At 66.5% G+C, this 23,231-nt stretch carries 22 protein-coding genes; 7 read left to right on the top strand and 15 right to left on the bottom strand.

Features of this window, described 5'->3' with window-relative positions:
* Positions 1–101: 101 nt before the first annotated feature.
* Complete coding sequence (locus BMI88_RS07860; RefSeq protein ID WP_078547602.1) at positions 102–1,901, bottom strand: aminopeptidase P family protein; 1,800 nt, start codon at positions 1,899–1,901, stop codon at positions 102–104.
* Positions 1,901–3,778, bottom strand: a complete 1,878-nt coding sequence (gene cobT / locus BMI88_RS07855) for a cobaltochelatase subunit CobT (RefSeq protein WP_078547600.1) — start codon at positions 3,776–3,778, stop codon at positions 1,901–1,903. Before cobT ends, BMI88_RS07860 begins: the two co-directional genes overlap by 1 nt.
* Positions 3,779–4,056: 278 nt before the next feature.
* On the opposite strand from cobT, the gene BMI88_RS07850 reads away from it, so the two are divergent.
* Positions 4,057–4,656, top strand: a complete 600-nt coding sequence (locus tag BMI88_RS07850; protein ID WP_078522983.1) for an NAD(P)H-dependent oxidoreductase — start codon at positions 4,057–4,059, stop codon at positions 4,654–4,656.
* A 91-nt stretch (positions 4,657–4,747) separates the two neighbouring features.
* Here the strand turns inward: BMI88_RS07850 and BMI88_RS07845 are convergent, their stop codons facing one another.
* Both BMI88_RS07845 and cobS read right to left on the bottom strand, forming a co-directional pair.
* The gene (locus BMI88_RS07845) at positions 4,748–5,335 is read right to left on the bottom strand and encodes a hypothetical protein (protein WP_078547598.1); all 588 of its coding nucleotides are present in this window, start codon (positions 5,333–5,335) and stop codon (positions 4,748–4,750) included.
* On the bottom strand, positions 5,332–6,303 hold the full coding sequence (cobS, locus tag BMI88_RS07840; protein WP_078547596.1) for a cobaltochelatase subunit CobS: 972 nt from the start codon (positions 6,301–6,303) through the stop codon (positions 5,332–5,334). The genes BMI88_RS07845 and cobS overlap by 4 nt, the downstream gene beginning before the upstream one ends.
* Before the next feature lie 175 nt (positions 6,304–6,478).
* On the opposite strand from cobS, the gene BMI88_RS07835 reads away from it, so the two are divergent.
* The 3 genes from BMI88_RS07835 (at position 6,479) to BMI88_RS07825 (ending at position 9,141) form a co-directional block, all read left to right on the top strand.
* The gene (locus BMI88_RS07835) at positions 6,479–6,877 is read left to right on the top strand and encodes a hypothetical protein (protein ID WP_078547594.1); all 399 of its coding nucleotides are present in this window, start codon (positions 6,479–6,481) and stop codon (positions 6,875–6,877) included.
* 278 nt (positions 6,878–7,155) lie between these two features.
* Entirely contained in the window at positions 7,156–7,776 is a 621-nt protein-coding gene (locus BMI88_RS07830) for a DnaJ domain-containing protein (RefSeq protein ID WP_078522979.1), read from the top strand.
* A 240-nt stretch (positions 7,777–8,016) separates the two neighbouring features.
* Positions 8,017–9,141 carry a PQQ-dependent sugar dehydrogenase gene (locus BMI88_RS07825; protein WP_078547592.1) on the top strand — a complete coding sequence of 375 codons (1,125 nt, stop codon included), beginning with the start codon at positions 8,017–8,019 and terminating at the stop codon, positions 9,139–9,141.
* 106 nt (positions 9,142–9,247) lie between these two features.
* On the opposite strand, the gene BMI88_RS07820 is transcribed toward BMI88_RS07825, so the two are convergent.
* From BMI88_RS07820 to BMI88_RS07805, 4 genes are all read right to left on the bottom strand, one after another.
* Positions 9,248–10,114 carry an ABC transporter permease subunit gene (locus tag BMI88_RS07820; RefSeq protein ID WP_232621617.1) on the bottom strand — a complete coding sequence of 289 codons (867 nt, stop codon included), beginning with the start codon at positions 10,112–10,114 and terminating at the stop codon, positions 9,248–9,250.
* A complete protein-coding gene (locus BMI88_RS07815; RefSeq protein WP_078547589.1) occupies positions 10,111–10,896 on the bottom strand; it encodes a taurine ABC transporter ATP-binding protein in 786 nt (261 codons plus the stop codon). The genes BMI88_RS07820 and BMI88_RS07815 overlap by 4 nt, the downstream gene beginning before the upstream one ends.
* 78 nt (positions 10,897–10,974) lie before the next feature.
* Positions 10,975–11,973 (bottom strand): taurine ABC transporter substrate-binding protein, encoded by a 999-nt coding sequence (gene tauA / locus BMI88_RS07810; RefSeq protein WP_078547587.1) that lies wholly within the window; start codon positions 11,971–11,973, stop codon positions 10,975–10,977.
* 92 nt (positions 11,974–12,065) lie between these two features.
* Positions 12,066–13,439: an aminotransferase class III-fold pyridoxal phosphate-dependent enzyme gene (locus BMI88_RS07805; RefSeq protein WP_078547584.1), complete on the bottom strand. Its 1,374-nt coding sequence runs from the start codon at positions 13,437–13,439 to the stop codon at positions 12,066–12,068.
* Positions 13,440–13,693: 254 nt separating this feature from the next.
* On the opposite strand from BMI88_RS07805, the gene BMI88_RS07800 reads away from it, so the two are divergent.
* Positions 13,694–15,199 (top strand): PLP-dependent aminotransferase family protein, encoded by a 1,506-nt coding sequence (locus BMI88_RS07800; RefSeq protein ID WP_078547582.1) that lies wholly within the window; start codon positions 13,694–13,696, stop codon positions 15,197–15,199.
* Between the two features lie 30 nt (positions 15,200–15,229).
* A complete protein-coding gene (locus tag BMI88_RS07795) occupies positions 15,230–15,970 on the top strand; it encodes a sulfite exporter TauE/SafE family protein (RefSeq protein WP_078549702.1) in 741 nt (246 codons plus the stop codon).
* A gap of 16 nt (positions 15,971–15,986) precedes the next feature.
* Here the strand turns inward: BMI88_RS07795 and BMI88_RS07790 are convergent, their stop codons facing one another.
* Entirely contained in the window at positions 15,987–16,739 is a 753-nt protein-coding gene (locus tag BMI88_RS07790; RefSeq protein WP_078547580.1) for an SDR family oxidoreductase, read from the bottom strand.
* 351 nt (positions 16,740–17,090) lie between these two features.
* Here BMI88_RS07790 and BMI88_RS07785 point away from each other — a divergent pair, with 351 nt between their 5' ends.
* Positions 17,091–17,918 carry a DUF6544 family protein gene (locus BMI88_RS07785; RefSeq protein ID WP_078547577.1) on the top strand — a complete coding sequence of 276 codons (828 nt, stop codon included), beginning with the start codon at positions 17,091–17,093 and terminating at the stop codon, positions 17,916–17,918.
* 17 nt (positions 17,919–17,935) lie between these two features.
* Here the strand turns inward: BMI88_RS07785 and BMI88_RS07780 are convergent, their stop codons facing one another.
* The 6 genes from BMI88_RS07780 to BMI88_RS07755 form a co-directional block, all read right to left on the bottom strand.
* Positions 17,936–18,769 (bottom strand): CPBP family intramembrane glutamic endopeptidase, encoded by an 834-nt coding sequence (locus BMI88_RS07780; RefSeq protein ID WP_078547574.1) that lies wholly within the window; start codon positions 18,767–18,769, stop codon positions 17,936–17,938.
* A 109-nt stretch (positions 18,770–18,878) separates the two neighbouring features.
* Positions 18,879–19,214: a DUF1992 domain-containing protein gene (locus BMI88_RS07775; protein WP_078547572.1), complete on the bottom strand. Its 336-nt coding sequence runs from the start codon at positions 19,212–19,214 to the stop codon at positions 18,879–18,881.
* Between the two features lie 121 nt (positions 19,215–19,335).
* The gene (locus tag BMI88_RS07770) at positions 19,336–20,115 is read right to left on the bottom strand and encodes a heme ABC transporter ATP-binding protein (RefSeq protein ID WP_078547570.1); all 780 of its coding nucleotides are present in this window, start codon (positions 20,113–20,115) and stop codon (positions 19,336–19,338) included.
* A gap of 2 nt (positions 20,116–20,117) precedes the next feature.
* A complete protein-coding gene (locus BMI88_RS07765) occupies positions 20,118–21,173 on the bottom strand; it encodes an iron ABC transporter permease (protein ID WP_146673574.1) in 1,056 nt (351 codons plus the stop codon).
* Between the two features lie 10 nt (positions 21,174–21,183).
* Positions 21,184–22,023 (bottom strand): hemin ABC transporter substrate-binding protein, encoded by an 840-nt coding sequence (locus tag BMI88_RS07760; protein WP_078547566.1) that lies wholly within the window; start codon positions 22,021–22,023, stop codon positions 21,184–21,186.
* Positions 22,020–23,063: a ChuX/HutX family heme-like substrate-binding protein gene (locus tag BMI88_RS07755; RefSeq protein WP_146673518.1), complete on the bottom strand. Its 1,044-nt coding sequence runs from the start codon at positions 23,061–23,063 to the stop codon at positions 22,020–22,022. The genes BMI88_RS07760 and BMI88_RS07755 overlap by 4 nt, the downstream gene beginning before the upstream one ends.
* Positions 23,064–23,231: the final 168 nt, after the last annotated feature.

Genomic DNA, 23,231 nt, shown 5'->3' with positions numbered 1-23,231 from the left:
CGCGGGGGATATTTGGGCCAATACGAAAGAGGGCGCCCTGCTTTCGGCTTGGTAAAAATATCCCCGCCGGAGGCATCCGACGGCTTACTACGCGCGCCGCCTCAGAGCGGCGCGCAGGCGGTTTGCAGCCAAGCCTTGGCGCGCTCGCCGACCTTCGGCGCGATCCGCTCCAGCACCTCGGCGTGATAGGCGTCGAGCCAGTCGCGCTCTTCGGGACCAAGCAGCTCGACATCGATCAGGCGGCGGTCGATCGGCACCCAGGTCAGCGTCGAGAAGGAGAGCTGGTCGCGATTGTCGCCCTTGGCCTCGGCCTCTTCGGTGAGGATCAGGTTCTCGATCCGGATGCCGAATGCGCCCTCGCGGTAATAGCCCGGCTCGTTCGACAGGATCATCCCGGGTTCGAGCGGCAGGGTCGAGACGCGGGAAATCCGCGCGGGGCCTTCATGCACGCAGAGCGCAGCGCCGACGCCATGGCCGGTGCCGTGATCGTAATCCCAGCCCTCGGCCCAAAGCGGCGCACGGGCGAGCGCATCGAGATGGGCCCCCGCCACGCTGCGCGGAAAGCGCGTGCGCGACAGCGCGATCATGCCTTGCAGCACGCGGGTGAAGGGGCGTTTGGCGTCTTGTGGCACGTCGCCGACGGCGACGGTGCGGGTGATGTCGGTGGTGCCGTCGACATATTGGCCGCCGGAATCCACCAGCAGCAACTCACCCGGTTTCACGGGCCGGTTGGTGTCCTCGTTCACGCGATAATGGACGATCGCACCATTGCCACCCGCGCCGCAGATCGTCTCGAAGGAGATGTCGATCAACGCGTTGGTGTCGCGGCGGAAGCCCTCGAGCGCAGTGACGACTTCGATCTCGGTCAGCTTACCTTTCGGGGATTCCGTGTCGAGCCAGCTGAGGAACTCGACCATCGCCGTGGCGTCGCGCAGATGGGCTGCCTCCATGCCCGCGACTTCGGCGGCGTTCTTGCGCGCTTTCGGCAGGATGCAGGGATCGCGGGCCTCATGGATCTTGGTGTCGTGATCGGCCAGCAGTAGCGAGACGGCCAGCGGCGCGCTGTCGGGGTCGACAAGCACCGGGCCTTCGATCGCCTCCAGCGCGGCGGTCAGGCTGTCGGGCGGCAGGATCGAGACCCCTTCGCCCAGATGGGCGCGCAGGTCGGCGTCGAATTTCGCGTCATCCGCAAAAAGCTTCACCGCGCCATCGTCGAAGAGCACCGCGAAGGACTGCACCACCGGGTTGCGGGGGATGTCGGAGCCGCGAATGTTTAGCAGCCAGCAGATCGAATCCGGCAGGGTGAGCACGGCGGCGGCGATATCGTCGTCGCGCAAGCCCTCGGCGAGACGGGCGCGTTTTTCCGCGGCGGTTTCGCCTGCGAATTCCGGCGGATGAATACGGGCCGGTTCGGCGGGCGGGGCAGGGCGGTCGTCCCAGACGCGGTCCACGAGGTTCTCACTCTCGATCAGCGCGATGCCGGTGCCTTCCAGCCCTTCGCGGATTTTCGCGATTTCGGATTTCGTGTGCAGCCACGGATCGAAGCCGATCTTGGCACCTGCATGGGCATGGTCTTTCAGCCAGTCGGCGGGCTTCACCTCCGGCCAGTTCACCGGCGTGAAATGGTCGAGCGAGACCTCGGCGCGCACCTGCACCCGGTAGCGGCCATCGACGAAGACGCCCGCGATCTCGGGCAGGGCGATGCAGAAGCCTGCCGATCCGGTGAAGCCCGTCAGCCACCCCAGCCGCGCATCGCAGGGCGCGACGTACTCTCCCTGATGCGCATCGGCGCGGGGAATGATGAAGCCGTCGAGCCCCGCTGCGGACATGGCTTCGCGCAGCGCCGCCAGCCGGGGCGGGCCCAGTTCGGGGCGCGATTGCACCGAGAAATCCTGAAACATCAGATAGCCTTCTTGATCCCGAGGAAGCGGGCGCGGGCCCGCGGATCGCTGTCGAAGAGGGAGGCGAGCTGTTCGGTCATAGCGCCCGCCAGTTGCTCCACATCGGTGATCGTCACCGCGTGCTGGTAATAGCGCGTCACGTCATGGCCGATGCCGATCGCGATCAGTTCCACCGCGCGGCGGCGCTCCACCATCGCGATCACGTCGCGCAGGTGTTTTTCCAGATAGATCGCGGGGTTCACCGACAGCGTCGAGTCGTCCACCGGCGCGCCGTCCGAGATCACCATCAGGATCTTGCGCTGCTCCGAGCGGGCGAGCATCCGGCGATGCGCCCATTCCAGCGCCTCGCCGTCGATGTTCTCCTTGAGCAGGCCTTCCTTCATCATCAGGCCCAGATTGGCCCGCGTCCGGCGCATCGGCGCGTCGGCCCGCTTGTAGATGATGTGGCGCAGGTCGTTGAGGCGACCGGGGCTTTGCGGGCGGCCATCGGCGAGCCATTTCTCACGGCTCTGCCCGCCTTTCCAGGCGCGGGTGGTGAAGCCAAGGATCTCGACCTTCACGTCGCAGCGCTCCAGCGTGCGGGCGAGCACGTCGGCACAGATTGCCGCGATCGAAATCGGGCGGCCGCGCATCGAGCCGGAATTGTCGAGAAGCAGCGTCACCACGGTGTCGCGGAACTCGGTATCCTTCTCGACCTTGAAGCTGAGCGGCGTCGTCGGGTTCGCGACGACACGGGCGAGGCGGCCCGCATCGAGCATCCCTTCCTCGCGGTCGAATTCCCAAGACCGGTTCTGCTGCGCCTGCAGGCGGCGTTGCAGCTTGTTGGCGAGCCGTGAGACCGCGCCTTTCAGCGGATCGAGCTGCTGGTCGAGATAGAGGCGCAGACGCTCCAGCTCGGCCGGTTCGGCCAAGTCCTCGGCGGCGATCTCCTCGTCGAATTCGGTCGTGTAGACGGCGTAATTCGGATCGGCCTGCGAATGCGGCGGGGGCGGCGGTGGCTCCAGCGGCGCATCGGCCTGCGGCATGTCCATCTCGTCGCTCATTTCCTGATCGGCGAGATCGTCGGAACTGACCGAGGTCTGGGTCTGGTCGTCCTGCGCTTCCTGGCTGGATTCCGGCGTGGCCTCGGCCTCGTCGTCCTCCTGCTCGTCGCGGGCCTGATTTTCGCCCTGTTCCTCGTCGGCGTTCTCTTCCTGCTCGTCCTCGGCCTCGTCGCCCATATCCTCGTCGGGATCGTCGCCCAACTGATCGGCATAGCCGAGATCGGCGATCACCTTGCGGGTGAGGCGCGCAAAAGCGGCCTGATCGGCGAGGACGTGTTTGACGTTCTCCAGATCGTCGCCCGCCGATTGCTCGATGAAGGGGCGCCACAGGTCGAGCACGTTATCCGCGCCGGGCGGCAGTTTCCGGCCCGTCGCCAGTTCGCGCACGAAATACCCCGCGGCGACCGAGAGCGGCGCCTCTTCGGGGGCGCGGATCTGGGCATAGCCCTTGCGCTCGGCCTCATGGGCGATCTTGGCGTCGATATTCGACAGCGTGCCGGGCATGTCGCGCGCGCCCAACGCTTCGCAGCGCGCGGTCTCCATCGCCTCGTAGATCGCGCTCGCCAGATCGCCCGAGGGCGCATAGCGGCTGTCGATCGCGGCATCGTGGTGGCGCCGGCGCATGGCCATCGCATCGGCCGTGCCGCGCGCCAGCAGAACCTCGTCACGCGTCATCCGGCGCGAGACCTGCGGCAGGCGCATCGTGTCGGCGGTCATACCCGAAGGGTCGACCGAATAGCTCACCGTCATATCTGGCGCGTCGGCCATGGTCTTGGTGGCCTCGGCCAGCGCCTTTTTGAAGGGATCCGCGGGGTTGTCGGAAGGCTTGCTCATAGCCTCAGATAAAGCATCGCGCGCGTCCGCCCGCAAGAGCCGATCGCGCGAGACGCGCGCGGCAGATCGGCTTGGTTTGCGCGGGGCGGGGGCTGGGAAAGTTCCCGCTGCTGGCGCGCGGCATCCGTTCACCTGTGCACATAGCGGACGGGTTGGATGGGCTCAAACAGGGCTTACGTAGAGTTGAACACGAGACGCACGCCTCCCCCTGTGGCCCGACTTCCCCAATCGAGGGCCCCGTGCGACACACCGGACGACATACCCGAAAGGAGTTCGACATGAGCGAGACTTTGAACATCGGCCTGATCGTCGGCACGACGCGCGAAGGGCGCTTCGCTGACCGCGCACTCGAATGGTTCGAGACCAAGATCGATGCGCGCGACGACATGCGCTACGAGGTTCTGGATCTGCGCGAAGCCGCGCTGCCCTTCTTTGACGAGGTGGCTCCGCCTGCAGCGAAGCCCGTGACCAGCGAGAAGGCGCAGGCCTGGGGTGAGAAGCTCAAGGAATTCGACGGGTTCATCGTGGTGACGGCGGAGTACAACCACTCGATCCCGGCCACGATCAAGAACGCCTTCGACTATGCGTTTGAGGGCTGGCGTCGCAAGCCGCTGGGCACCGTGGGCTATGGTGGCGTGGGCGCTGCCCGCGCGGTCGAGCATCTGCGGCTCGTCGCGATCAACTTCGGCATGGTTCCCGTCGCAGGCGCAGTCAGCATCGGCGGTGCGGATTTCGTGAAGGCCGCGCAAGGCACGCCGATCGCGGAGCTGGGCGATCATTTGGACGGCCCGGCGAAAACGCTGCTCGACGACATGGCGTTCTGGGGTCAGGCGGCGAAGCTGGCCAAGGGCGAGACAGAAAATCGTCAAGCCGCATGATCCAAACGGATCTGCCACACGTAGTAGTAGAGTAACGAGTTTGCCCGGCCCCCGCGCCGGGCGTTTTTATGCGCGCCTCCAGGGGCTGCGATTACTGGAAAAGCCCCGTGCAGATCATCGGCATCCAGTCCGCGTGCAACGTACTCAGCGGGAAGGCGCGACGATCCTGCGAGCCCTTCGCGGTCTGCCCGCGCCGCGTCATGACGTAATCGCCATTGAGCAGGTTCACGTCGCAAGTGCCGGTATCCTCGGGATCGATCCGGTCGTAATAGCGGTAGCTGTAGCCCGAGACGACGAAGCCGCCATTGCGCCACGCGATGGAATAGGCGCTTTCCCACGGGGTGCGCCCGATCCCGATCTGTTCGGAATGCAGCTTGAACGCGCTGTCGGAAAGCGACTCGAGCGCAGGCGTCTGCCCGCCCATCTGGCCCGAAAAGACCACCCGTTCGATCGTCATCTCGCGTTTCAGCCCGAAGGTCGGATCGCCGAGATAGATCACCAGATCGGCCGCATCCGCGCCGTTCTGTACCAGCATCGCCGCATCCTGCGTGCCGTCGCCGTTCCAATCCCCGGTAATGGCGGCGAAAATCTCGCCATCCTTGGGCGCCTCCTGAGCTGCCGCCGCGAAGGGCAGCAGCGCCGCGAAGAGCGCGCCCCGGATCGCGAGGCGCGGGATCACGAGGCGATAGCCGCCGCCGATTCCGGCAGTTCCTCGTCGAAGAGGCGCTGGTAGAACTCGGCCACGGTCTGGCGCTCCAGCTCGTCGCATTTGTTGAGGAAGCTCAAGCGGAACGCATAGCCGATATTGCCGAAGATGCGCGCGTTTTGCGCCCAGGCGATCACCGTGCGCGGCGACATCACCGTCGAAAGATCGCCATTCATGAAGGCGGTCCGGCTGAGATCGGCCACGGTCACCATCTGGCTGATCACCTTGCGGCCGGCCTCGGTGTTGTATTGCGGGTTCTTCGACAGAACGATCGCGACCTCGGCGTCATGGCTGAGATAGTTCAGCGTCGAGACCAGCGACCAGCGGTCCATCTGGCCTTGGTTGATCTGCTGGGTGCCGTGGTAGAGGCCGGTCGTGTCGCCCAGACCCACCGTGTTCGAGGTGGCGAACAGGCGGAAATAGGGGTTCGGCGTGATGACTTCGTTCTGGTCGAGCAGCGTCAGCTTGCCGTCGGCTTCCAGCACGCGCTGGATCACGAACATCACGTCGGCGCGGCCCGCATCGTATTCGTCGAAGACGATCGCGGTGGGGTTGCGCAGCGCCCAGGGCAGGATGCCCTCGTGGAACACGGTGACCTGCTTGCCATCCACGAGCTTGATCGCATCCTTGCCGATCAGGTCGATCCGGCTCACGTGGCTGTCGAGATTGACGCGCACACAGGGCCAGTTCAGGCGGGCGGCGACTTGCTCGATATGGGTCGATTTGCCGGTGCCGTGATAGCCCTGGATCATCACACGGCGGTTATAGGCAAAGCCCGCGAGGATCGCCATCGTGGTGTCGGGGTCGAACTTGTAGGTGGAGTCGATCTCCGGCACGCGGTCGGTGCGCTCTGCAAACCCTTTGACCTTCATGTCGGAATCGAGGCCGAACACCTCGCGCAGGTCGATTTCTTCGGTGGGCTTGGCGGTCTGGTCGAGCATCGCGGACGTCCTTTCGTGGTTGGGTCGATTTGTGAACCATCGCGCGCAGGCGTGCAAGGGGGCGATGACGCGTGATGCGCGAGGCTGCAATCGGCCCGTTCCCGCCAGCGTGGCTTGGTTTGAGTTGACCCGGACCCGCCATCCGCTAGAAAGGCCGCAAAGCTTGAGGTGCATCATGCAGCATTACGAATACAAGGTCATCCCGGCGCCCGCGCGCGGCGACAAGGAGCGCGGCCTGAAATCCGGCGCGGACCGCTTCGCCCATGCGCTTTCGGGCGTGATGAACGAGATGGCCACGCGCGGCTGGGAATACCTGCGTGCAGAGACCCTGCCCGCGGAAGAGCGCACCGGCCTGACCGGCAAATCCACGGTCTATCACAACCTGCTCGTCTTCCGCCGTCCCACCAGCGCCGATCCGGCGCGCGCGGTCGGCGCGCATCCCGATCCCGAGGATGCGGCCAATGACGAGGACGCGCCCGAGGCCAAGCGCCGCGCGCTTCTCGCCGATGCGCCCGAGGGGCGCGCGCCGAAACTGCGCGCCAACCGCGACGGGGCATCCAAAGACGAAGACTGACGCGGGGCAGGGGCGTTGCTACGGCGGCGTTCCGAAAGCGGGTGCCGCCCGTCCTGAGCTTCCAGCTGCTAGACATGCCGCGCGCCCCATCTCGGCGTGCCGGTTGCGTTGCCGTAGGGGCGGCCCGCGCCGACCCTTGATCCGCGCAAATAGCGGCCCCATTTCCGCCCGACCCCCTTTCAACATCTGTCATTTCCAGTAGACTGCGTGACCCGACTCGGAGGCAGGCCTCAAACGCCGCCCCGAAGTGGCATTCGGGCAGCAGGCAAGAGGCAAGCATGAGCAACAGCGATCCTTTCGGCTTCAACATTTCGGCCGCGGCGGACAAGAAGCGCCGCTCGCGTGGCAGGCGCGGCATGTCGGGGGCGTTCGAGACCTCGACCCGGATCTGCGACAAGGAAGGCTGCAACGAGCCGGGCAAGTACCGTGCGCCGAAAAGCCCGAAAATTCTCGATGACTACTATTGGTTCTGCAAGGACCACGTCCGCGAGTACAATCTGAACTGGAACTATTTCCAGGGTCAGTCCGAGGAGGAATTCCAGGCCTTCCTCGACAATGCGACGGTCTGGGAGCGCCCGACCAAGCCCTTCAGCAAGGCCAAGGAAGAGGCCGGCTGGGCGCGTCACGGCATCTCGGACCCGCATGAGATCCTCGGCGACAACGCCACGAAGAACCCCGGCCGGACGATGGGTCGCAAGCTGCCGCCGACCGAACGTCGCGCGCTCGATATTCTCGAGGCGAAGGACTCGATGACCAAGGCCGAGGTCCGCAAGTGCTACAAGGCGCTGATCAAGGTGCTGCACCCGGATATGAACGGCGGCGACCGCTCTCAGGAAGAGATGCTGCAAGAGGTCGTCTGGGCCTGGGATCAGCTGAAAGACAGCCGCAACTTCAAGTGACGGCAGGGGCTCTACTTCCTTCGTCTGAGGGCGACAAATCTTATCTTAAGGAATTGGGGGCTCTGCCCCCCGCGCTAACGCGCGTCCCCCGGGATATTTGCGCAAGAGCGAAGACGCCTTTTTACATGTCTTCGCTCTTTTGAAATATCCCGGGGTGAATGCCGCAGGCAGAGGGGCAGCGCCCCTTAGACCCCTTCCACTCGCGCGCCCCCGCCCCATCTCTAGGGGAGGAGGTGCTTCATGAACCCGTTCCCGAGCCTGCGCGCCGTACTGGCGCTCGCCCTGACGATCCCCGTCCTCTCGAGCCTCGGCCTCGCGCCGCTCGCCACGCCTGCCGCCGCGCAGAACGTGGGCGAGAAACCCGCGAGCCGCGATCTGCCTTTCGTGCTCAAGCCGATAGCGCAGCTGGAAAACCCTTGGGCCATCGCGGCCTTGCCCGACAGTTCGGTTCTGGTGACCGGCAAGGCGGGCAAGATGTGGCATGTCACGGGCGGCGGAGCGCAGGCGATCAGCGGTCTGCCGAAGGTGCAATATAGCGGCCAGAACGGGCTGCTTGATGTCGCTGTCCCGCCCGATTTCTCGGGCACGCGCGAGGTCTATATCACCTATGTCGCGCCGGATAACGCGCTGCATCTGGCGCGCGGCGTGCTGGATGGCAGCCAGCTGACGCAGCTGAAGACGATCTGGCAGCAGACGCCCGGCGGGCGTGGCCAGCCCGGCGGGATCGTGGCGTTCGGGCCCGACGGGATGCTCTACCTCACGGTCGGCGACCGGATGCAGCCCGACACCGCGCAGGATCCCAACAACCCGCGCGGCAAGATCCTGCGCCTGACCCGCGACGGGCAGCCCGCGCCCGGCAACCCCCATGAGGGGGCAGGCGGGGTGCGCGCCGAGACCTGGACCGAGGGGCACCGCAACCAATACGGCCTCGCCTTCACGCCCGACGGAAAGCTCTGGGAGCATGAGATGGGGCCGCGCGGTGGCGACGAGCTGAACCTGATCGAGAAGGGCAAGAATTACGGCTGGAACGCGGTCTCGAACGGGCGGCACTATTCCGGCCTGTCGATCCCCGATCACGACACGCGGCCCGACTTCGCGGCGCCGAAACTGTGGTGGACGCCGGTGATCGCGCCCGCGGGGCTCGCGGTCTATGAGGGGCGCGACTTCCCCGACTGGCAGGGCGATATGCTGATCGGCGGGCTTGCGGGCAACGGGCTTGCGCTGATCGCGGGCGACGGCTCGGATCAGATCGCGCGCTGGGATTTGCAGATGCGGGTGCGCGACGTGGCCGTGGGCCCCAAGGGCGAGGTCTGGATCATCGAGGATGCGGGCGACGGCGCGCTCTATCAGTTGGTGCCGAAGTGATCTTCCCGAGTGCGTAAATGAAAACGGCGGCGCGCGCCTCTCAGCGCAGCGCCGCCGCCTTGGACAAAGGCCGGGCGGATCATGCCCGGCCTTTCGCGTTGCGGGCTTACATCCGGCCCTTCCACGGCACGACCTTCTTCTCCACCCAGCGCATCGCCAGATCGAAGCACCATGCGATGCCGCCGATCAGGAAGATGCCCACCAGCACGGTCGAGGTCTGCAGGAACTGGCTGGCCGAGAGGACCATGTAGCCAAGCCCCATCGTCGCCGCGACCATCTCGGCGGCGACCAGCGTCGTCCAGCCGAAGCCCACCCCGATGCGCATGGCGGTCAGGATTTCCGGCAGCGCCGAGGGCAGCACCACTTCGCGCAGCACCTGCGCGCGGCTCGCGCCCAGCGAATAGGCGGCATGGATCTGCTCGATCGCGACCGAGCGGACGCCTGCGCGCGCACCGAGCGCCACCGGCGCCAGCACCGACAGGAAGATCAGCAGCACTTTCGAGGTCTCGCCGATGCCGAACCAGATGATCATAAGCGGCAGATAGGCCAGCGGCGGGATCGGGCGGTAGAACTCGAGGAAGGGATCGAACAGCCCGCGCATCACCGGGCTCATCCCCATCGCCAGACCCAGCGGAATGCCGATGATGCAGGCCAGCGCGAAGGCGGCGAAGACACGGCCTGCGGAGACGAGGATATGCTCCCACAGGGGCACGCCGGTGAAGCCGGTCGAAATCAGCCCGAAGAGCTTCTGCACGACCGCCACGGGCGAGGGCAGGAACAGCGGTGCGATCAGCCCGGAGGCGGTCACGATCTGCCACAGGCCCAGCACCACAAGAACGGCCACGACCGAGATCTTGATCGTGTTGCCTTCGCCCGGCACGCCATAGGTCTGGCCGGGTTTGGTGGGGGCTTGGCGGAAGATGCGTTTGATCATCGGGGCGGGGCGGCTGTCATCTTGGATATCCATGGTCATGCGGCCTTCTCCTCGTCTGCGAAGATGATGCTGAGAATGGTCTCGCGCATCGCGATGAATTCGGGGGATGCCTTCACGTCGCGGGCGCTCTCGCCTGCGAGGAAACGGCGCGAGAAGGGCAGGTCGAAGCGATGCGTGATCCGGCCCGGACGGGGCGACATCACGATCAGCTTGGAGCCCATGAAGAGCGCTTCCTCGACCGAGTGAGTGATCAGGAAGACCGATTTGCCCTGCGCTTCCCAGATTTTCAGGATCAGTTCCTGCGCGCGTTCCCGGGTCAGCGCATCGAGCGCGCCGAGCGGTTCGTCCATCAGCAGGATGCGCGGATCGGCGGTCAGCGCCCGGCCGATGCCCACGCGTTGCTGCATCCCGCCCGAGAGCATGTAGACGGGGCTGTCCTCGAACCCCTCAAGGCCCAGCACGGTCAGGAATTCGCGGGCGACCTTGTAGCGTTTCTCCTTGGCGACGCCCTGCAGCTTCAGCCCGAAGGCGAGGTTGTCGAGCACGTTCATCCACGGCATCAGCGCGTGTTTCTGGAACACCACGGCGCGGTCCTGACCGGGGCCGGTGACGGGGGCGCCGTCGAGTTTGATCTGGCCCGAACTGGGCGCGAGGAAGCCCGCGATCAGGTTCAGGAGCGTCGATTTCCCGCAACCCGAGGCGCCAAGGGCGACCACGAATTCGCCCGGCTCGATGGTCAGCTCGACATTGCGAAGGGCTTCGACCGGCTCGGATTTGTCACGGGCGGGGTAGAGTACGGAGGCGCGGCGGATTTCAAGCATCTGGGCTTCCTTTCCGGGGCGGAGCTGGGGAATGGGAAACGCCCGGCCAGATCTCTGGCCGGGCGCTGGGGCGTGTCGTTACTCGCCCATCGCGTCTTGCAGCGGCTTGAGCGTGATGAACTGCGAGTAGTCATCTGCCACCGAGTCGATCCGGCCCGCTTCCTTCAGGAATTCGGCGGTCGATTTGATCGCGGGGGCCATCGCACCACCCAGCCAGTCTGCGCCGACCTGATCGGCGGGCTTGAGGAAGGTGTAGCCACCGAGGATACCAGGAACCTGTGCTGCGTCCGCACCGGTATTCGTGGCGATCTCTTTCACCTCGTCGCTGTCGGCGGTCCAGGCGTCCTTGTTGTCGATATAGGCGGCGTCGGCGGCGGCGGTGACCTTCACGAAGCCCGCGACGGCTTCGGGGTGTTCCTCGGCCCACTGGCTGTTGACGACCCAGCCGTCAAAGGTCGGGTAGCCCCATTTCGCGGTCTCATCCGCGCCCATGATGCGGGTGCCCGATTTCAGCAGCTGCGACTGAACCGGATCCCAGATCCAGGCGGCGTCGATAGCGTTCTGCTCCCACGCGGCGGCGATCTGGTCGGGCGACATCGACAGGATGGTCAGGTCGCTTTCCGAGATGCCCTCATGCTTGAGCGCACCGGTCAGCGAGAAATGCGCGGTCGAACCGACCGGCACGGCCACGCGCTTGCCCTTGAGGTCGGCCAGCGACGAAATCCCCGAGCCGTCATGCGCGATCAGGCTCTCGGCCTGACCGATCACGTCGCCGATCATGAACAGCTTGATCGGAACGCCCTGGCTGGCGGCGATGGCGAAGGGCGAGGAGCCGAGCGCTGCGAGCTTCACGTCGCCCGAGGCCATCGCCGCGATCACATCGGTGCCCGAGGCGAATTTGCGCCACTCGACATCGTAGCCCATCGCCTTCGCGTATTCCTCGGTGTTCACCTTGGTCATCATCGGGATCGGCGTCCCGAAATTGCCGATGATCAGCGTTTCGGCCGAGGCGGCCGTGGCCATCGGCAGCAGGCCGATCAGCGCGAGCGTCGCGTAACGAGCGGTTTTCTTGAACATGTCTATCCTCGTCTGTTGGATTGCGGGCCGTTTGCGGCCTCTTTCGGGGAGGGGCCGGGGCGGTCGCCCGCCCGGGCCGGTGTTGATCCGTGTCAGGCGCTGAGCTTGGCCAGCGCGCGATCGATCGTCTCGGTGATCCGGGTGATCTCGGAGGGGCCGACAATCAGCGCGGGGCTCAGGCACAGCGTGTTGTTGAAGCCTTTGAACGAGCGCGAGGTCTTGCCGATGATGACGCCTTCCGCGTCGCAGGCACCGACCACACCTTCGACGAGCTTCTCGTCGAGCGGCTCTTTCGTGGCGCGATCCGCGACCAGTTCCAGCCCGCAGAACAGGCCCTTGCCGCGCACATCGCCCACGACGGCGTGCTTTTCCTTCAGCTCCATCAGGCGGTCCATCAGCAGGTCGCCCATCGCGTTGGTGTTCGCGAGCAGGTTCTCGTCCTCGATGATGCGCATGTTCTCCAGCGCCGCCGCCGGGCCTGCCGTGCAGCCGCCGAAGGTGGAGATATCGCGGAAATAGCTCATCGGATCGTCGGGATCGGAGCGGAATTTCTCGAAGACTTCCTCTGTCGTGATCAGGCACGAAATCGCGGCATAGCCCGAGGCCAGCCCCTTCGCGGTGGTCACGAAATCGGGCTTGATGCCGTAATGCTGGTAGCCGAACCACTCGCCGGTGCGGCCCATGCCGCAGACGACCTCGTCCATATGGATCAGGATGTCGTATTTGGTGCAGATTTCCTGAACCCGCTCCCAATAGCCCGCGGGCGGGGTGATGACGCCGCCGCCTGCGGTGATCGGCTCGAGGCAGATCGCGCCCACGGTGTCGGGGCCTTCGCGCAGGATGACCTCTTCGATCGCGTTCGCGGCGCGCAGGCCGTAATCTTCGTCATCCCATTGCGCGCGATATTCGAGGCAATGCGGCACGGCGACGAACCCGTCCGGGAAGGGGCCATACTGGTCGCGGCGCTGTTCCTGACCGCAGGCCGCCATCGCGCCCAGCGAGGTGCCGTGATAGTCGCGCTCGCGGTAGAGGATCTTCCACTTCTTGCCGCCATGGTGCTTATGCGCGATCTGGCGCACCATCTTGAAGGCCTTCTCATTCGCCTCGGAGCCCGAGTTCGCGAAGAAGACACGGCTCAGGCCGGGCGTCTTCTCGACCAGACGGGCGGCGAATTGCGCCGCCGGGATCGTGCCCGCCGAGCCCGCGAAATAGTTCATCTTCAGAAGCTGATCGCGCACGGCATTGGCGATGCTCTCGCGGCCATAGCCGACATTGACCGTCCACACGCCGCCCGAGACCGCATCGAGATAGTCGCGACCATTCTGGTCCCAGACCGTCATGCCCTTGCCCTCGACAAGAATGCGCGGATCGCGGTGGTCCAGTGCGGCGTGCTGGAACAGGTGGTGCCAGACATGGGCGCGGTCGGCTTCGACCGTGGCGCTGATATCGTTGAACTGACCGTCCATCGGGGTTTCCCTTTCCTTTGGGTTCGGCGCCAGTCAAGCATTGCGGCAGCGCAGCATGTGAGGGCCAGGGCGCCAATTCCGATGGGGCCAGATTTCGGCATCGATGTATTTCGGGCAGAGGTTTTAAGCCCTGAGCTGGGCAAATGACCGGAAATTGGGCGATTGCCGAAGATCGGGCGGCATCTGGCCCGCTCGAGCTTGCTCTTCGATGGGGCCAGAGCGCAGATGCGAGGGCAATTCAAAGGAGCCAGATCATGGACCGCTTGCCCGTCTCCATCGACCGTAACAGCCCCGAGCCGCTGCAAAGCCAGCTGCGTCAGGCGCTGATCGCGGCGATTCACGCGGGCAAGATGGCTCCGGGGCAGAAGGTGCTGTCCTCGCGCGCGCTGGCCGAGAAGCTGGGCATCGCGCGCAACACCGCCACCGCCGTCTATGACGAGCTGGTCGCGCGCGGCTATCTCGAGGCGCAGCCGCGCCGCGGGCTGTTCGTCGCCACCCGCGGGCAGGGAAAGGGCCAGAGCGTCGCAGGCGCCTCCGTGGTCGATTGGCAAGCGCGCATCGGGGTGACCCCGTCGCAGCTCAACCATATCCGCAAGCCGCTGAACTGGCAGGATTACCCCTATCCGTTCATCTTCGGGCAGGTCGATCCGCGGCTGTTCCCGCTCAACGCGTGGCGCAATTCCTCGCGCGATACATTGGGGCGGGCCTCGCTCGACTGGTGGGCGGCGGATCGCGCGGTCGACGATGATCCGATGCTGATCGAGCAAATCCGCACCCGCATCCTGCCCGAGCGCGGCATCTATGCGCGGCCCGAGGAGATCCTGATCACGCTCGGCGCGCAGGAGGGGTTCTACCTGCTCGCCCAGCTTCTGGCGGGCGCGGGCAAGCGGGTCGGCTGCGAGATGCCGGGCTACCCGGATTCGCGTTTCATCTTCGAGATGTCCGGCGCGCAGTCCGTGCCGCTGCCGATCGACGAGAAAGGCGCGCGGATCGCGTCGGGGCAGGGGCTCGATCTGGCGCTGCTGACGCCGGGCGCGCATTGCCCCTCGATGGTGATGATGCCCGGGCCGCGCCGCGACGAGATCCTAGCGCGGGCTTCGCAGGACGATTTCCTGATCATCGAGGACGACTACGAGGGCGAGGTCGCCTTCGCCCGCGAACCGGCGCTGAAATCGCGCGACCGGGACGGGCGGGTGATCTATCTCGGCACGCTGTCCAAGACGCTCGCGCCAGGGGTGCGCCTGGGCTTTCTGGTGGCCCCCGAGCCGCTGGTGAAAGAGGCGCGCTGGCTGCGACGGCTGGTGCATCGCTCGGTCCCGCTTAACAACCAGCGCACGGCCGCGATCTTTCTGGCCGAGGGGCATTACCTGTCGCTGCTGCGCAAGCTGCGCGCGGCCCATGCCGACCGCTGGTATCGCGTGATGGAGCATCTGCCCGATCTGCTGCCCGGTTTCCGCGCGCCCGATCCGTGCCATGGCGGCTCTTCGGTTTGGCTGGAATTGCCCGCGGGTGTCGACGGGCGCGAGCTGATCGCAGCGGCGGGGGCGGAAGGTATCCTGCTGGAAAACGGCGATCCTTTCGTGGCCCCTGAACAGGCGGGGCGCTTCATCCGGCTTGGCCTGTCGCTGATCGAGACCGAAGCCATCGTGCCGGGGATGCGTCTCTTGGGCGAGATCGCGGCGCGGCTGGCGCAAGAGGGCACCTCTGGCCCCAACGAAAATGCCGCTCTGGACCAATCGGGCGCGCAGGCGGCGAGCTAGGGCGAGGGAACGACCCTGACGGAGCCGATGATGTTCGACGCCACGACCCTCTATGTGATCCTCGCCGTGGCCTATGCGGCGGTGCTGCGCGGCATGGCGGGCTTCGGTTTCGCGATTGCCGCCGTGCCGATCCTGTCGCTGTTCATCCCGCCTCTGGAGGCGGTCGCGATGGCGGTGCTGTTGCAGGTGGTCGTGGGGCTGCACGATCTGGTCAAACTGCGCGGCGCGGTGCATCGGCCCTCGCTGCTGCGGCTCTGTGCGGGCTCGCTGATCGGGACGCCGCTGGGGATCTGGGCGCTCAGTGCGCTCAGCCCCGATGCCGCGCGGATGGCGATTGCGGTGCTGGTGCTGGGAGGGCTCGCGATGCTGCTGCGCTACAAGCCCACCGCCCCGCAGCCGCATTCGGGGCTGGCGCTGCTGGCGGGTGTGGCCTCGGGGGCGTTCTCAGGTTTGGCCGCGATGCCGGGGCCGCCGGCTGTGGTCTATTACCTCGGCGCAGGCACGCCGCCTGCGCAAACGCGGGCCTCATTGCTGCTGTTCTTCTTCGTGGCTTCCGTGATCGCGGTGCCGGGGCTGTGGCTCGCAGGTGCGATTGACGGGGAGGTGCTCTGGCTGACCGCGATTTCCGTGCCGCCGATGGCGCTGGGCACCTGGGCGGGCACGGCGGCCTTCGCGCGGCTCGATCATGCGCAATACCGCAAGATCGCGATCGGGGTGATGGCGATCTCGGCGGTGCTGGCAGGGTGGCGGGGCCTCTCGGTCTATCTGTGATCGGCCCCGCGTAACTTCAGTCGCGGTGGATCTGGAACGGCGCCCAGCTCTGGCTCACCGGCATGATCTCGATCGAGTTGATGTTCACATGCGGCGGAAGCGCGGCAACCCAGTAGATGCTCTCGGCGATATCCTCGGGCTGCAGCGGATCGGCCCCGGCATAGAGCTTGTCATAGGCCGCCTTGTCGCCACCGGTGCGCACGAGGGTGAATTCGCTCTCCGACAGGCCCGGCTCGATCGAGGTCACGCGCACGCCGGTGCCCGACAGGTCCGAGCGCAGCCCGAGCGAGAACTGCTGCACGAAGGCTTTCGTGCCGCCATAGACATTGCCGCCCGGATAGGGCCAGTTCGCCGCGATCGAGGCGAGGTTCACGATCAGCCCCCGGCGCGCGATCAGACGATCCAGCGTGAGCCGCGTCATCACCGCGAGCCCGGTGATATTGGTGTCGATCATCGCGCGCCAGTCATCCAGATCGCAGTCCTGCGCAGGCGCGGTGCCGCGCGCGAGGCCCGCATTGTTGATCAGCGCGTCGATCTGCGCGAAGCCTTCGGGCAGGCTGTCGAGCGCTGCGCGCGTCGCCGCCTCGTCGCGGATGTCGAAACACAGCGGATGCGCTACCTCCGGTCCGCCGAGCGCTTCGACCAGCGCGTCGAGCCGTTCCTGACGGCGCCCGGTCACGATGACCTTCCAGCCCTCATGGGCGAAACGGCGGGCGATGGCGTCGCCGAACCCTGCGGTGGCTCCGGTAATGAGGGCGGTTTTGGTCATGAAGGGGCCTTCCTGTCTTGCTGCCTGTCGGTCCGCGCATCTCGGCGCGGCGGTCGCGGCCAGTCTGTCTTCGTGGTCTGCCGATGCGACAGGGCCAGTCGGGGGTTTCCCATGGGGCCAGTCCTGCGCGCCTGCTCACCGCTTGCCGCGGCACGATAGGGGCAGGGGGGCGGAACTGCAATTTCACGGGCGCGTGACTGCGACTATGTGATCTGAGCGGTGGCGGTCAGTTCTTGGGAGGCGGGGGCTCCGAACGGATCGAAGCGCGCTAAGTCTTTGTGCTATCCTCAAGTTCGGGACGGCGCGCAATTGGCGCCTCGCGGATCGGACATGGAAAGGGAGAGACGCTGCATGGCTCTTTGGGTTCTGGCCATTGTCGCCATCGGGCTTTTCGGTCTGTTCGCAAGGCGGCGTCTCGACCTGCGGGCAGACCGTGCCGAGATGGCGCGCCTGAGTGCATTTCAGCCCACCGATCCGCCGCGCTTCTCCGCCGATATGGTCGCCGATCTCCCCGAGCCCGCGCGCCGATTTTTCACCTTCGCCATTGCGGAAGGAACGCCGCTCTACACCGTCGCCCGGCTGAAGATGCAGGGGCAGTTCGGCATGGGGGGCAAATCCGCCCCCGGCTACATGCCGATGCGCGCCACGCAGGTGCTCGCCGCGCCGCATGGCTTCGTCTGGGCGATGTCGGGCGGGACTGGCGGGATGCGTCTCAGCGGCTCCGACAGCGCGAAATGGACCCGGTTCTGGATCGCGGGGCTTGCCCCCGTGGCTCGGTTCGGCGGCAGCCCGGATCACAAACGCTCCGCCTTCGGACGCTACGTGGCCGAAGCGGTTTTCTGGACGCCTGCCGCGGTGCTGCCGGGCCCGAATGTGACGTGGGAGCCGGTCTCGACGAACATCGCCCGGATGACGATGCGCCATAATGGGCTGGAGCAGTCCGTCGATCTCACCGTCGCCGAGGATGGCCGTCCCGAGCAGGTCCGCTTCCAGCGTTGGAGCAATGCGAACCCGCAAAAGCGCCACCGGCTTCAGCCCTTCGGCGGCCATCTTTCGGAGTTTCGCCACGTCGAGGGCTTCCGCCTGCCGACACATGTTGAGGCGGGGAATGACTTCGAGAGTGAGGCCTATTTCCCTTTCTACATTGCCGATGTCACCGACATTCGCTTTCCCAGGTGACTGCGCCTACCCGTGCCTCAGGGCCGCGCCTCTCCGGGGATCACTTCGGTCACGGCGCCTTCGCGCGTGAACATCATGTCGCGCTTCCACCAGACGACGATCGCGGCGACGCCCACCAGAATCCATGTGTCCCAAGGCTGCGCGTCTGGCCAGAACGGGTTGATGAGCTGCCAGTGGAACAGCATCGGCAACAGAAGGCTGCCCCGCGCCGCGTTGAAGATCGGCGTGACCAGAACCGCAAGGGTGATGTTGCCGATGAAAAAGGGCAGGAAGCTCCATTGCGCGAAGACCACCCCCGCGAGGTAGAAGGCGGGCAGGTGCCAGACGCCCCAGATCGCGCCGATTAGCACGCCCGCCCAGAACGGGACGACATGGCGCTGCAACAGCGGTTGCGCGACGCCGCGCCAGCCTAACTCCTCGATCGGGCCGAGAAGCAGCATCATGAACATCACGCTGACCATCGTGCCCACGCCCTCGGGCGGGATCGGTGCGAGCAGGGGCCCGCCCTTGATCAGCGAGCCCGCCATGAAGACGAGCGGGATCACGAGCAGGATGAAGCCCCACCACGGCGCGGGACAGCGCCAGATCAGAAGCCGCGACAGGAACCCGCGCAAGCCGCCTAGTCCGGCGGAGGCCACGACCACCGTGAAACCCGCGATGGCCGGGGCCCAGGTGGCCAGAAAGAAGAGCGGGTGGGAACCGCTGATCTGGCCGAACCGCGCGGCCATGGCTTCAGGCCAGAAGATGTAGCTACCGATCACGCCCCAGGTGATCGCGAAGGTCAGCGCGAGAAAGGCGAGCAGGGTGCGCGCCGTGGATGCCGGGGCCGGGTGTTCGCGAGCGACAGACATTGGGTTGGCCTTGGAGCATGACGTCAGGAAACGCGTCACCGTCGCCGCTTTCCGCGCGGATTTCCTTGTTCTGGGTCAAGCGCATCGACGCTCGAACGTCTACGACAGTCTAAGGGGCCATGAAGCGCCGCCGCGCTTCCACTGCGATGTTGTAGCGCTGCTCCAGATCGGCGATCAGCGCCATCGCGACGCGTTTGGCATCCTCTCCCTCCGCCTCCCGGTAGCTCTCTTTGGCGGCCTCCAGCAGCTTCTTGAGCTTGAACTCCTCGGGCAGCGCGCCGGCTTCGGCCATGATGCGCGACGCCACGGCTGTCGCCATATCGGTGAACGCCTCGCCCGAGCGATCCGGGAGCGGTTTGCCCTCGCCGGAAAGCCCGCTCAACTGCCCCTCCGCGAGGGCCTTCTGGATTTGCCGCTCGACGAGGCGGTTCAAGGATTGGGTCATGTGACGGTCCTGCCTGATCCGGCGCCGCGAGAAGTGCGGCACTGCCGCGAGCATAGCGCGCTTTTGGCGATGCGAACACTCAGAGTTCTGTGCGAAACCTGTGAAAGGACAGTGCGCGGGCTCAGGCCGGTCGCGCGAATTGCGGCAGAACCCAAAGACCGTCCGAGGCCGCCGCGCCGACCTGCAACTCGCATCCATAGGTGCGACTGAGGACCGGCCCGCGCATCACCGCCTCGGGCGACCCATGCGCCTCGATCCGGCCTTCGCGCATCAGCACCATCTCGTCGGCGAGCTGCGCCGAGAGGTTGAGGTCATGCATCACCGCGACCACGCCGCCGCCCGCATCGGCGAAGCGGCGCAGGATCGCCATCACCTCGAGCTGATGCGCGATATCGAGGCTCGCCACCGGCTCGTCGACCAGGAGCCAGCGCGGCCCTGCGTGGCTGACCGGCTGCCAGACCTGCGCCCGCACCCGCGCCAGATGCGCGCGGGCCTGCTGCCCGCCCGAAAGCGACTGAATCGGGCGATGGGCCAGATCGCTCAACCCGACCTCGGCCAAAGCGGCGGCCACGATTTCGGGGTGATCGGCCTCGATCCCGGCATGCAGCCCCATCCCCACGACCTCGGCCACGGTGAAGGGAAAGGCGACGCTGTTCGATTGCTCCAGCACGGCGCGCAGCGCGGCCAGCCGCCAGGCGGGCGTCTTCGCGATCTCATGACCTTGCAGCGTGATCCGCCCGCGATAGGGCAGCGCCCCCGAGGCCGCTTGCACCAGCGTGGATTTGCCCGAGCCATTCGGGCCGAGGATCACCGTCACCGCGCCCGGTTGGGCGGTCAGCGAGAGGCCCTGCAACACGTCGCTACGCCCCCGCGCGACATGCAGGTCCGAAATCTCGAGCATGTTCAGACCCCTCCCAATCCCTGACGGCGGATCAGGATCCACAGGAAGACCGGCGCGCCCAGAATGGCGGTGACGATCCCGATGGGCAGTTCCGCGGGCGCGACCACGAGCCGCGCGATCAGATCGGCCAGCACCAGCAGCGCCGCGCCGAGGAGGGCCGCATCCACCAGCAGCGTCTTGTGATCCGGCCCGCCCGCGATGCGCAGCAGATGCGGCACCACGATGCCCACGAAGCCGATCCCGCCCGCCATCGCGACCGCAGCCCCCGCCAGCGCCGCGACGCCGATCACCGCGCGATGCTTGAGCCGCTCGATATCGTGGCCCATATGCGCCGCCGTCGCCTCGCCCAGTGCCAGCGCGTTCAGCCCGCGCGCAAGCCGCGGGGTCAGGATCAGCGCAGGCCCGATCAGCAGCCCGCCGACCAGCAGCTTCATGTGGCTCGCGCCAGCCAGCGACCCCATGCCCCAGAAGGTCAGATCGCGCAGCTGCGTGTCATCGGCGAGGTAGGTCAGGATGCCGGTGAGCGCGCCCGCCAGCGCGGCCAGCGCGATCCCGGCCAGAAGCAGCGTCGCGATCGAGACCTGACCGCCCCGGCTCGCAACCCGGTAGAGCAGCAGTGTGGCACTCCAGGCCCCGCCGAAGGCTGCGACCGGCACCAGCCATGTGCCGAAAAAAGCGGCGATGGCGGCGGGGAGGAAGCCGCTCAGCACGATCATCGCAACGGCCCCGAAGCCCGCGCCTGCGCCGACACCGATGATGCCGGGATCGGCGAGCGGGTTGCGAAACAGCCCCTGCATCACCGCGCCCGCCACCGCGAGCGCCGCGCCGACCATCAATCCCATGACCAGCCGCGGCAGCCGGATATCAAGGAGCACCACCCGGTCGCGGGTCGAGATTTCGTCGCCCGTCAGCCACTGTCCCAGAACCTGCGGCAGCGAGACCCCCGCCGCCCCGGTCCCGAGCGACAGGGCCGCCGCGATCACCAGCAGCGCGATCAGCCCGAGCCGCAGCGGCGCGCAGGGGCTCCGCACGGCGTCGGGCAGGGCGAGGGAGGTCATCGCCATCGCCTCAGCCCTCCGCCTCGGGATAAAGCGCTGCATGCAGAGCTTGCGCGGCCTGCGGCGTGCGCGGCCCGAAGCCCAGAAGCAGCATCCCGTCCATCGCGACCAGCGCGCCGCCCCGGGCCGCGCGGGTCTGCCCCAGCGCAGGATGGGCGAGGATGTCGCGCTCGGTCACCGCCATCTCGCCCTCGCGATCCATCGTCAGGATCACATCCGGATCGGCAGCAAGGATCGCCTCGTCGGTGACGGGCTTGTAGCCCGCGAACCCTGTTGCGGCATTCGCCCCGCCCGCAAGCTCGATGATCGCCTCCGCCGAGGAGCCTTCGCCCCCCGCCATCACGCGGCCATTCTGTAGAGACAGCACGAACAGCACCCGCTTCGGCGTGGCGACAGCGCCCGCCGATTTGCGCACCGCGTCCATCTCGGCGTCGAAACTGGCGGTGAGCCGTTCGGCTGCCTCCTCGCGGTCAAGCGCGGTGCCGACCACCGCGATCTTCTCACGCACGCCTTGCACGCTCGGATCGCCCGGCAGCGCGACGAATTCGACGCCCGCCGCCTTCAGCGTCTCGACTGCCTCGGGCGGGCCTGCCGTGGCTTCGGCGAGGATCAGGTCGGGATCGAGCGCCAGCACCCCTTCCGCTGAGAGCGCGCGGACATAGCCCACATCGGGCAGCTCGGTGATGGTCGCGGGATATTGCGAGGTGGTGTCGCGCGCGACGAGCCGGTCTTGCGCGCCGAGTGCCACGACGATCTCAGTCACGGCCCCGCCGAGCGAGATCACGCGGGCGGGCTCGGCCAGTGCGGGGCCTGCGGTGAGAAGGGCTGCGATCAGGGCAAGGCGCTTCATGCCTGCCCCTCCAGACGCGGCAATGCGCGGATCGTCGCGTTGAACGCCTCGACGCCGCCATCCTTGCGCGAGGCGAAGATCTGCGTGATCAGCGCGCCGTGCTTGTCGAAGGCCTCAAGGCTGAGCGCGGGGCCGTTCTTCGTCGGCTTGTCGACCAGCCAGACCTCGGCGATGTGGTCGCTGCGCAGATGCAGGTTGAAGCGCGGGTCGAGCACGTTGATCCACGGGCCCATCGGCTTCACCGTCTCGATCGTGCCGCCATGGATCTCGATGCAGCCCGCATTGCCGACGAAGATCATCAGCGGCGTCCGGTCAGTAGCGCAACGGGTCAGCAGCGCCTCGACCGCATCGGGGGACATCTCGGTGGCATAGGGCGTACCCGCAATGCGATAGGCCCCAAGCCGGTTCATCTTCAGCTTCGAGACCAGCCGCAGGAACTGATGCGTGTCGGTCAGCTTGTCCCATTCCGCGCGCAGGGTCTCCGCTTTCTCGGGCAGCGATTTCGCGGCCTCGACCTTAGCACGGGGCGCAAGGTCGAGCTGATCCGACTGCGCGGGCAGGCGCAGATCCGCGACGAGCGCATGGAAGGCCGCCACGTCGCTCTCGGGTTTCAGATGCACCTTGTGGATCGCATCGCCCGCCCGGTCGAAGACCTGGATCGAGCGTTTCTCGCCATCCTCCAGCGCGAAGGCATGGGCCCAGTGCTGTGCGAAGAGACGCAGGTCGATCTCCTTGCCGAGCACCATCTGCGCATGCGCGCCCGAGTGATACTCTTCGTAAGTGCCGCGCCGCTCGATGACGCAACTCTCGTTGCGGGTCAGCGCCATCACGTCGCCAAGCGCGGTCAGGCGCGGCATGATCGCATCGGGATGGGCTTCGATCGCGGTGGCGGTCGTGCCGATCTGGGCGGCGACCAGTTCGGCCTCCGCGATGCCGTGCTGCGAGGCGAAATCGCGCGCGCGCATCTCGGGGCGTTCGGCGCGGAGCGCGCGGATACCTTCGGGGGAAAGCTGTTGGGGCAGGGTGCCGTCTGCGGGCATGGGGAGTCCTCTCGTCGTTTTCGCAAAAGGCGCGAATCTGGCGAGAGGGCGAGGCCTCGGGCTGGGCGCGGATTGGATCAAATATATCTCAGGAATATACTTGACTAGTTTTATCGGATTCTCTAGCTGGTCACATCATCGAGATCAAGACAGTTTCTGCGCTGCCAG

Source organism: Thioclava sp. F36-6 (assembly GCF_002020305.1).
Lineage (GTDB): Bacteria > Pseudomonadota > Alphaproteobacteria > Rhodobacterales > Rhodobacteraceae > Thioclava > Thioclava sediminum.
This window is presented reverse-complemented; position numbering and strand designations above follow the sequence as displayed.

Coding starts and splice junctions, on each gene's coding strand:
- BMI88_RS07860 (WP_078547602.1), bottom strand. CDS start 1,901: ATGTTTCAGGATTTCTCGGTGCAATCGCGCCCCGAACTGGGCCCGCCC.
- cobT (WP_078547600.1), bottom strand. CDS start 3,778: ATGAGCAAGCCTTCCGACAACCCCGCGGATCCCTTCAAAAAGGCGCTG.
- BMI88_RS07850 (WP_078522983.1), top strand. CDS start 4,057: ATGAGCGAGACTTTGAACATCGGCCTGATCGTCGGCACGACGCGCGAA.
- cobS (WP_078547596.1), bottom strand. CDS start 6,303: ATGCTCGACCAGACCGCCAAGCCCACCGAAGAAATCGACCTGCGCGAG.
- BMI88_RS07835 (WP_078547594.1), top strand. CDS start 6,479: ATGCAGCATTACGAATACAAGGTCATCCCGGCGCCCGCGCGCGGCGAC.
- BMI88_RS07830 (WP_078522979.1), top strand. CDS start 7,156: ATGAGCAACAGCGATCCTTTCGGCTTCAACATTTCGGCCGCGGCGGAC.
- BMI88_RS07825 (WP_078547592.1), top strand. CDS start 8,017: ATGAACCCGTTCCCGAGCCTGCGCGCCGTACTGGCGCTCGCCCTGACG.
- BMI88_RS07820 (WP_232621617.1), bottom strand. CDS start 10,114: ATGACCATGGATATCCAAGATGACAGCCGCCCCGCCCCGATGATCAAA.
- BMI88_RS07815 (WP_078547589.1), bottom strand. CDS start 10,896: ATGCTTGAAATCCGCCGCGCCTCCGTACTCTACCCCGCCCGTGACAAA.
- tauA (WP_078547587.1), bottom strand. CDS start 11,973: ATGTTCAAGAAAACCGCTCGTTACGCGACGCTCGCGCTGATCGGCCTG.
- BMI88_RS07805 (WP_078547584.1), bottom strand. CDS start 13,439: ATGGACGGTCAGTTCAACGATATCAGCGCCACGGTCGAAGCCGACCGC.
- BMI88_RS07800 (WP_078547582.1), top strand. CDS start 13,694: ATGGACCGCTTGCCCGTCTCCATCGACCGTAACAGCCCCGAGCCGCTG.
- BMI88_RS07795 (WP_078549702.1), top strand. CDS start 15,230: ATGTTCGACGCCACGACCCTCTATGTGATCCTCGCCGTGGCCTATGCG.
- BMI88_RS07790 (WP_078547580.1), bottom strand. CDS start 16,739: ATGACCAAAACCGCCCTCATTACCGGAGCCACCGCAGGGTTCGGCGAC.
- BMI88_RS07785 (WP_078547577.1), top strand. CDS start 17,091: ATGGCTCTTTGGGTTCTGGCCATTGTCGCCATCGGGCTTTTCGGTCTG.
- BMI88_RS07780 (WP_078547574.1), bottom strand. CDS start 18,769: ATGTCTGTCGCTCGCGAACACCCGGCCCCGGCATCCACGGCGCGCACC.
- BMI88_RS07775 (WP_078547572.1), bottom strand. CDS start 19,214: ATGACCCAATCCTTGAACCGCCTCGTCGAGCGGCAAATCCAGAAGGCC.
- BMI88_RS07770 (WP_078547570.1), bottom strand. CDS start 20,115: ATGCTCGAGATTTCGGACCTGCATGTCGCGCGGGGGCGTAGCGACGTG.
- BMI88_RS07765 (WP_146673574.1), bottom strand. CDS start 21,173: ATGACCTCCCTCGCCCTGCCCGACGCCGTGCGGAGCCCCTGCGCGCCG.
- BMI88_RS07760 (WP_078547566.1), bottom strand. CDS start 22,023: ATGAAGCGCCTTGCCCTGATCGCAGCCCTTCTCACCGCAGGCCCCGCA.
- BMI88_RS07755 (WP_146673518.1), bottom strand. CDS start 23,063: ATGCCCGCAGACGGCACCCTGCCCCAACAGCTTTCCCCCGAAGGTATC.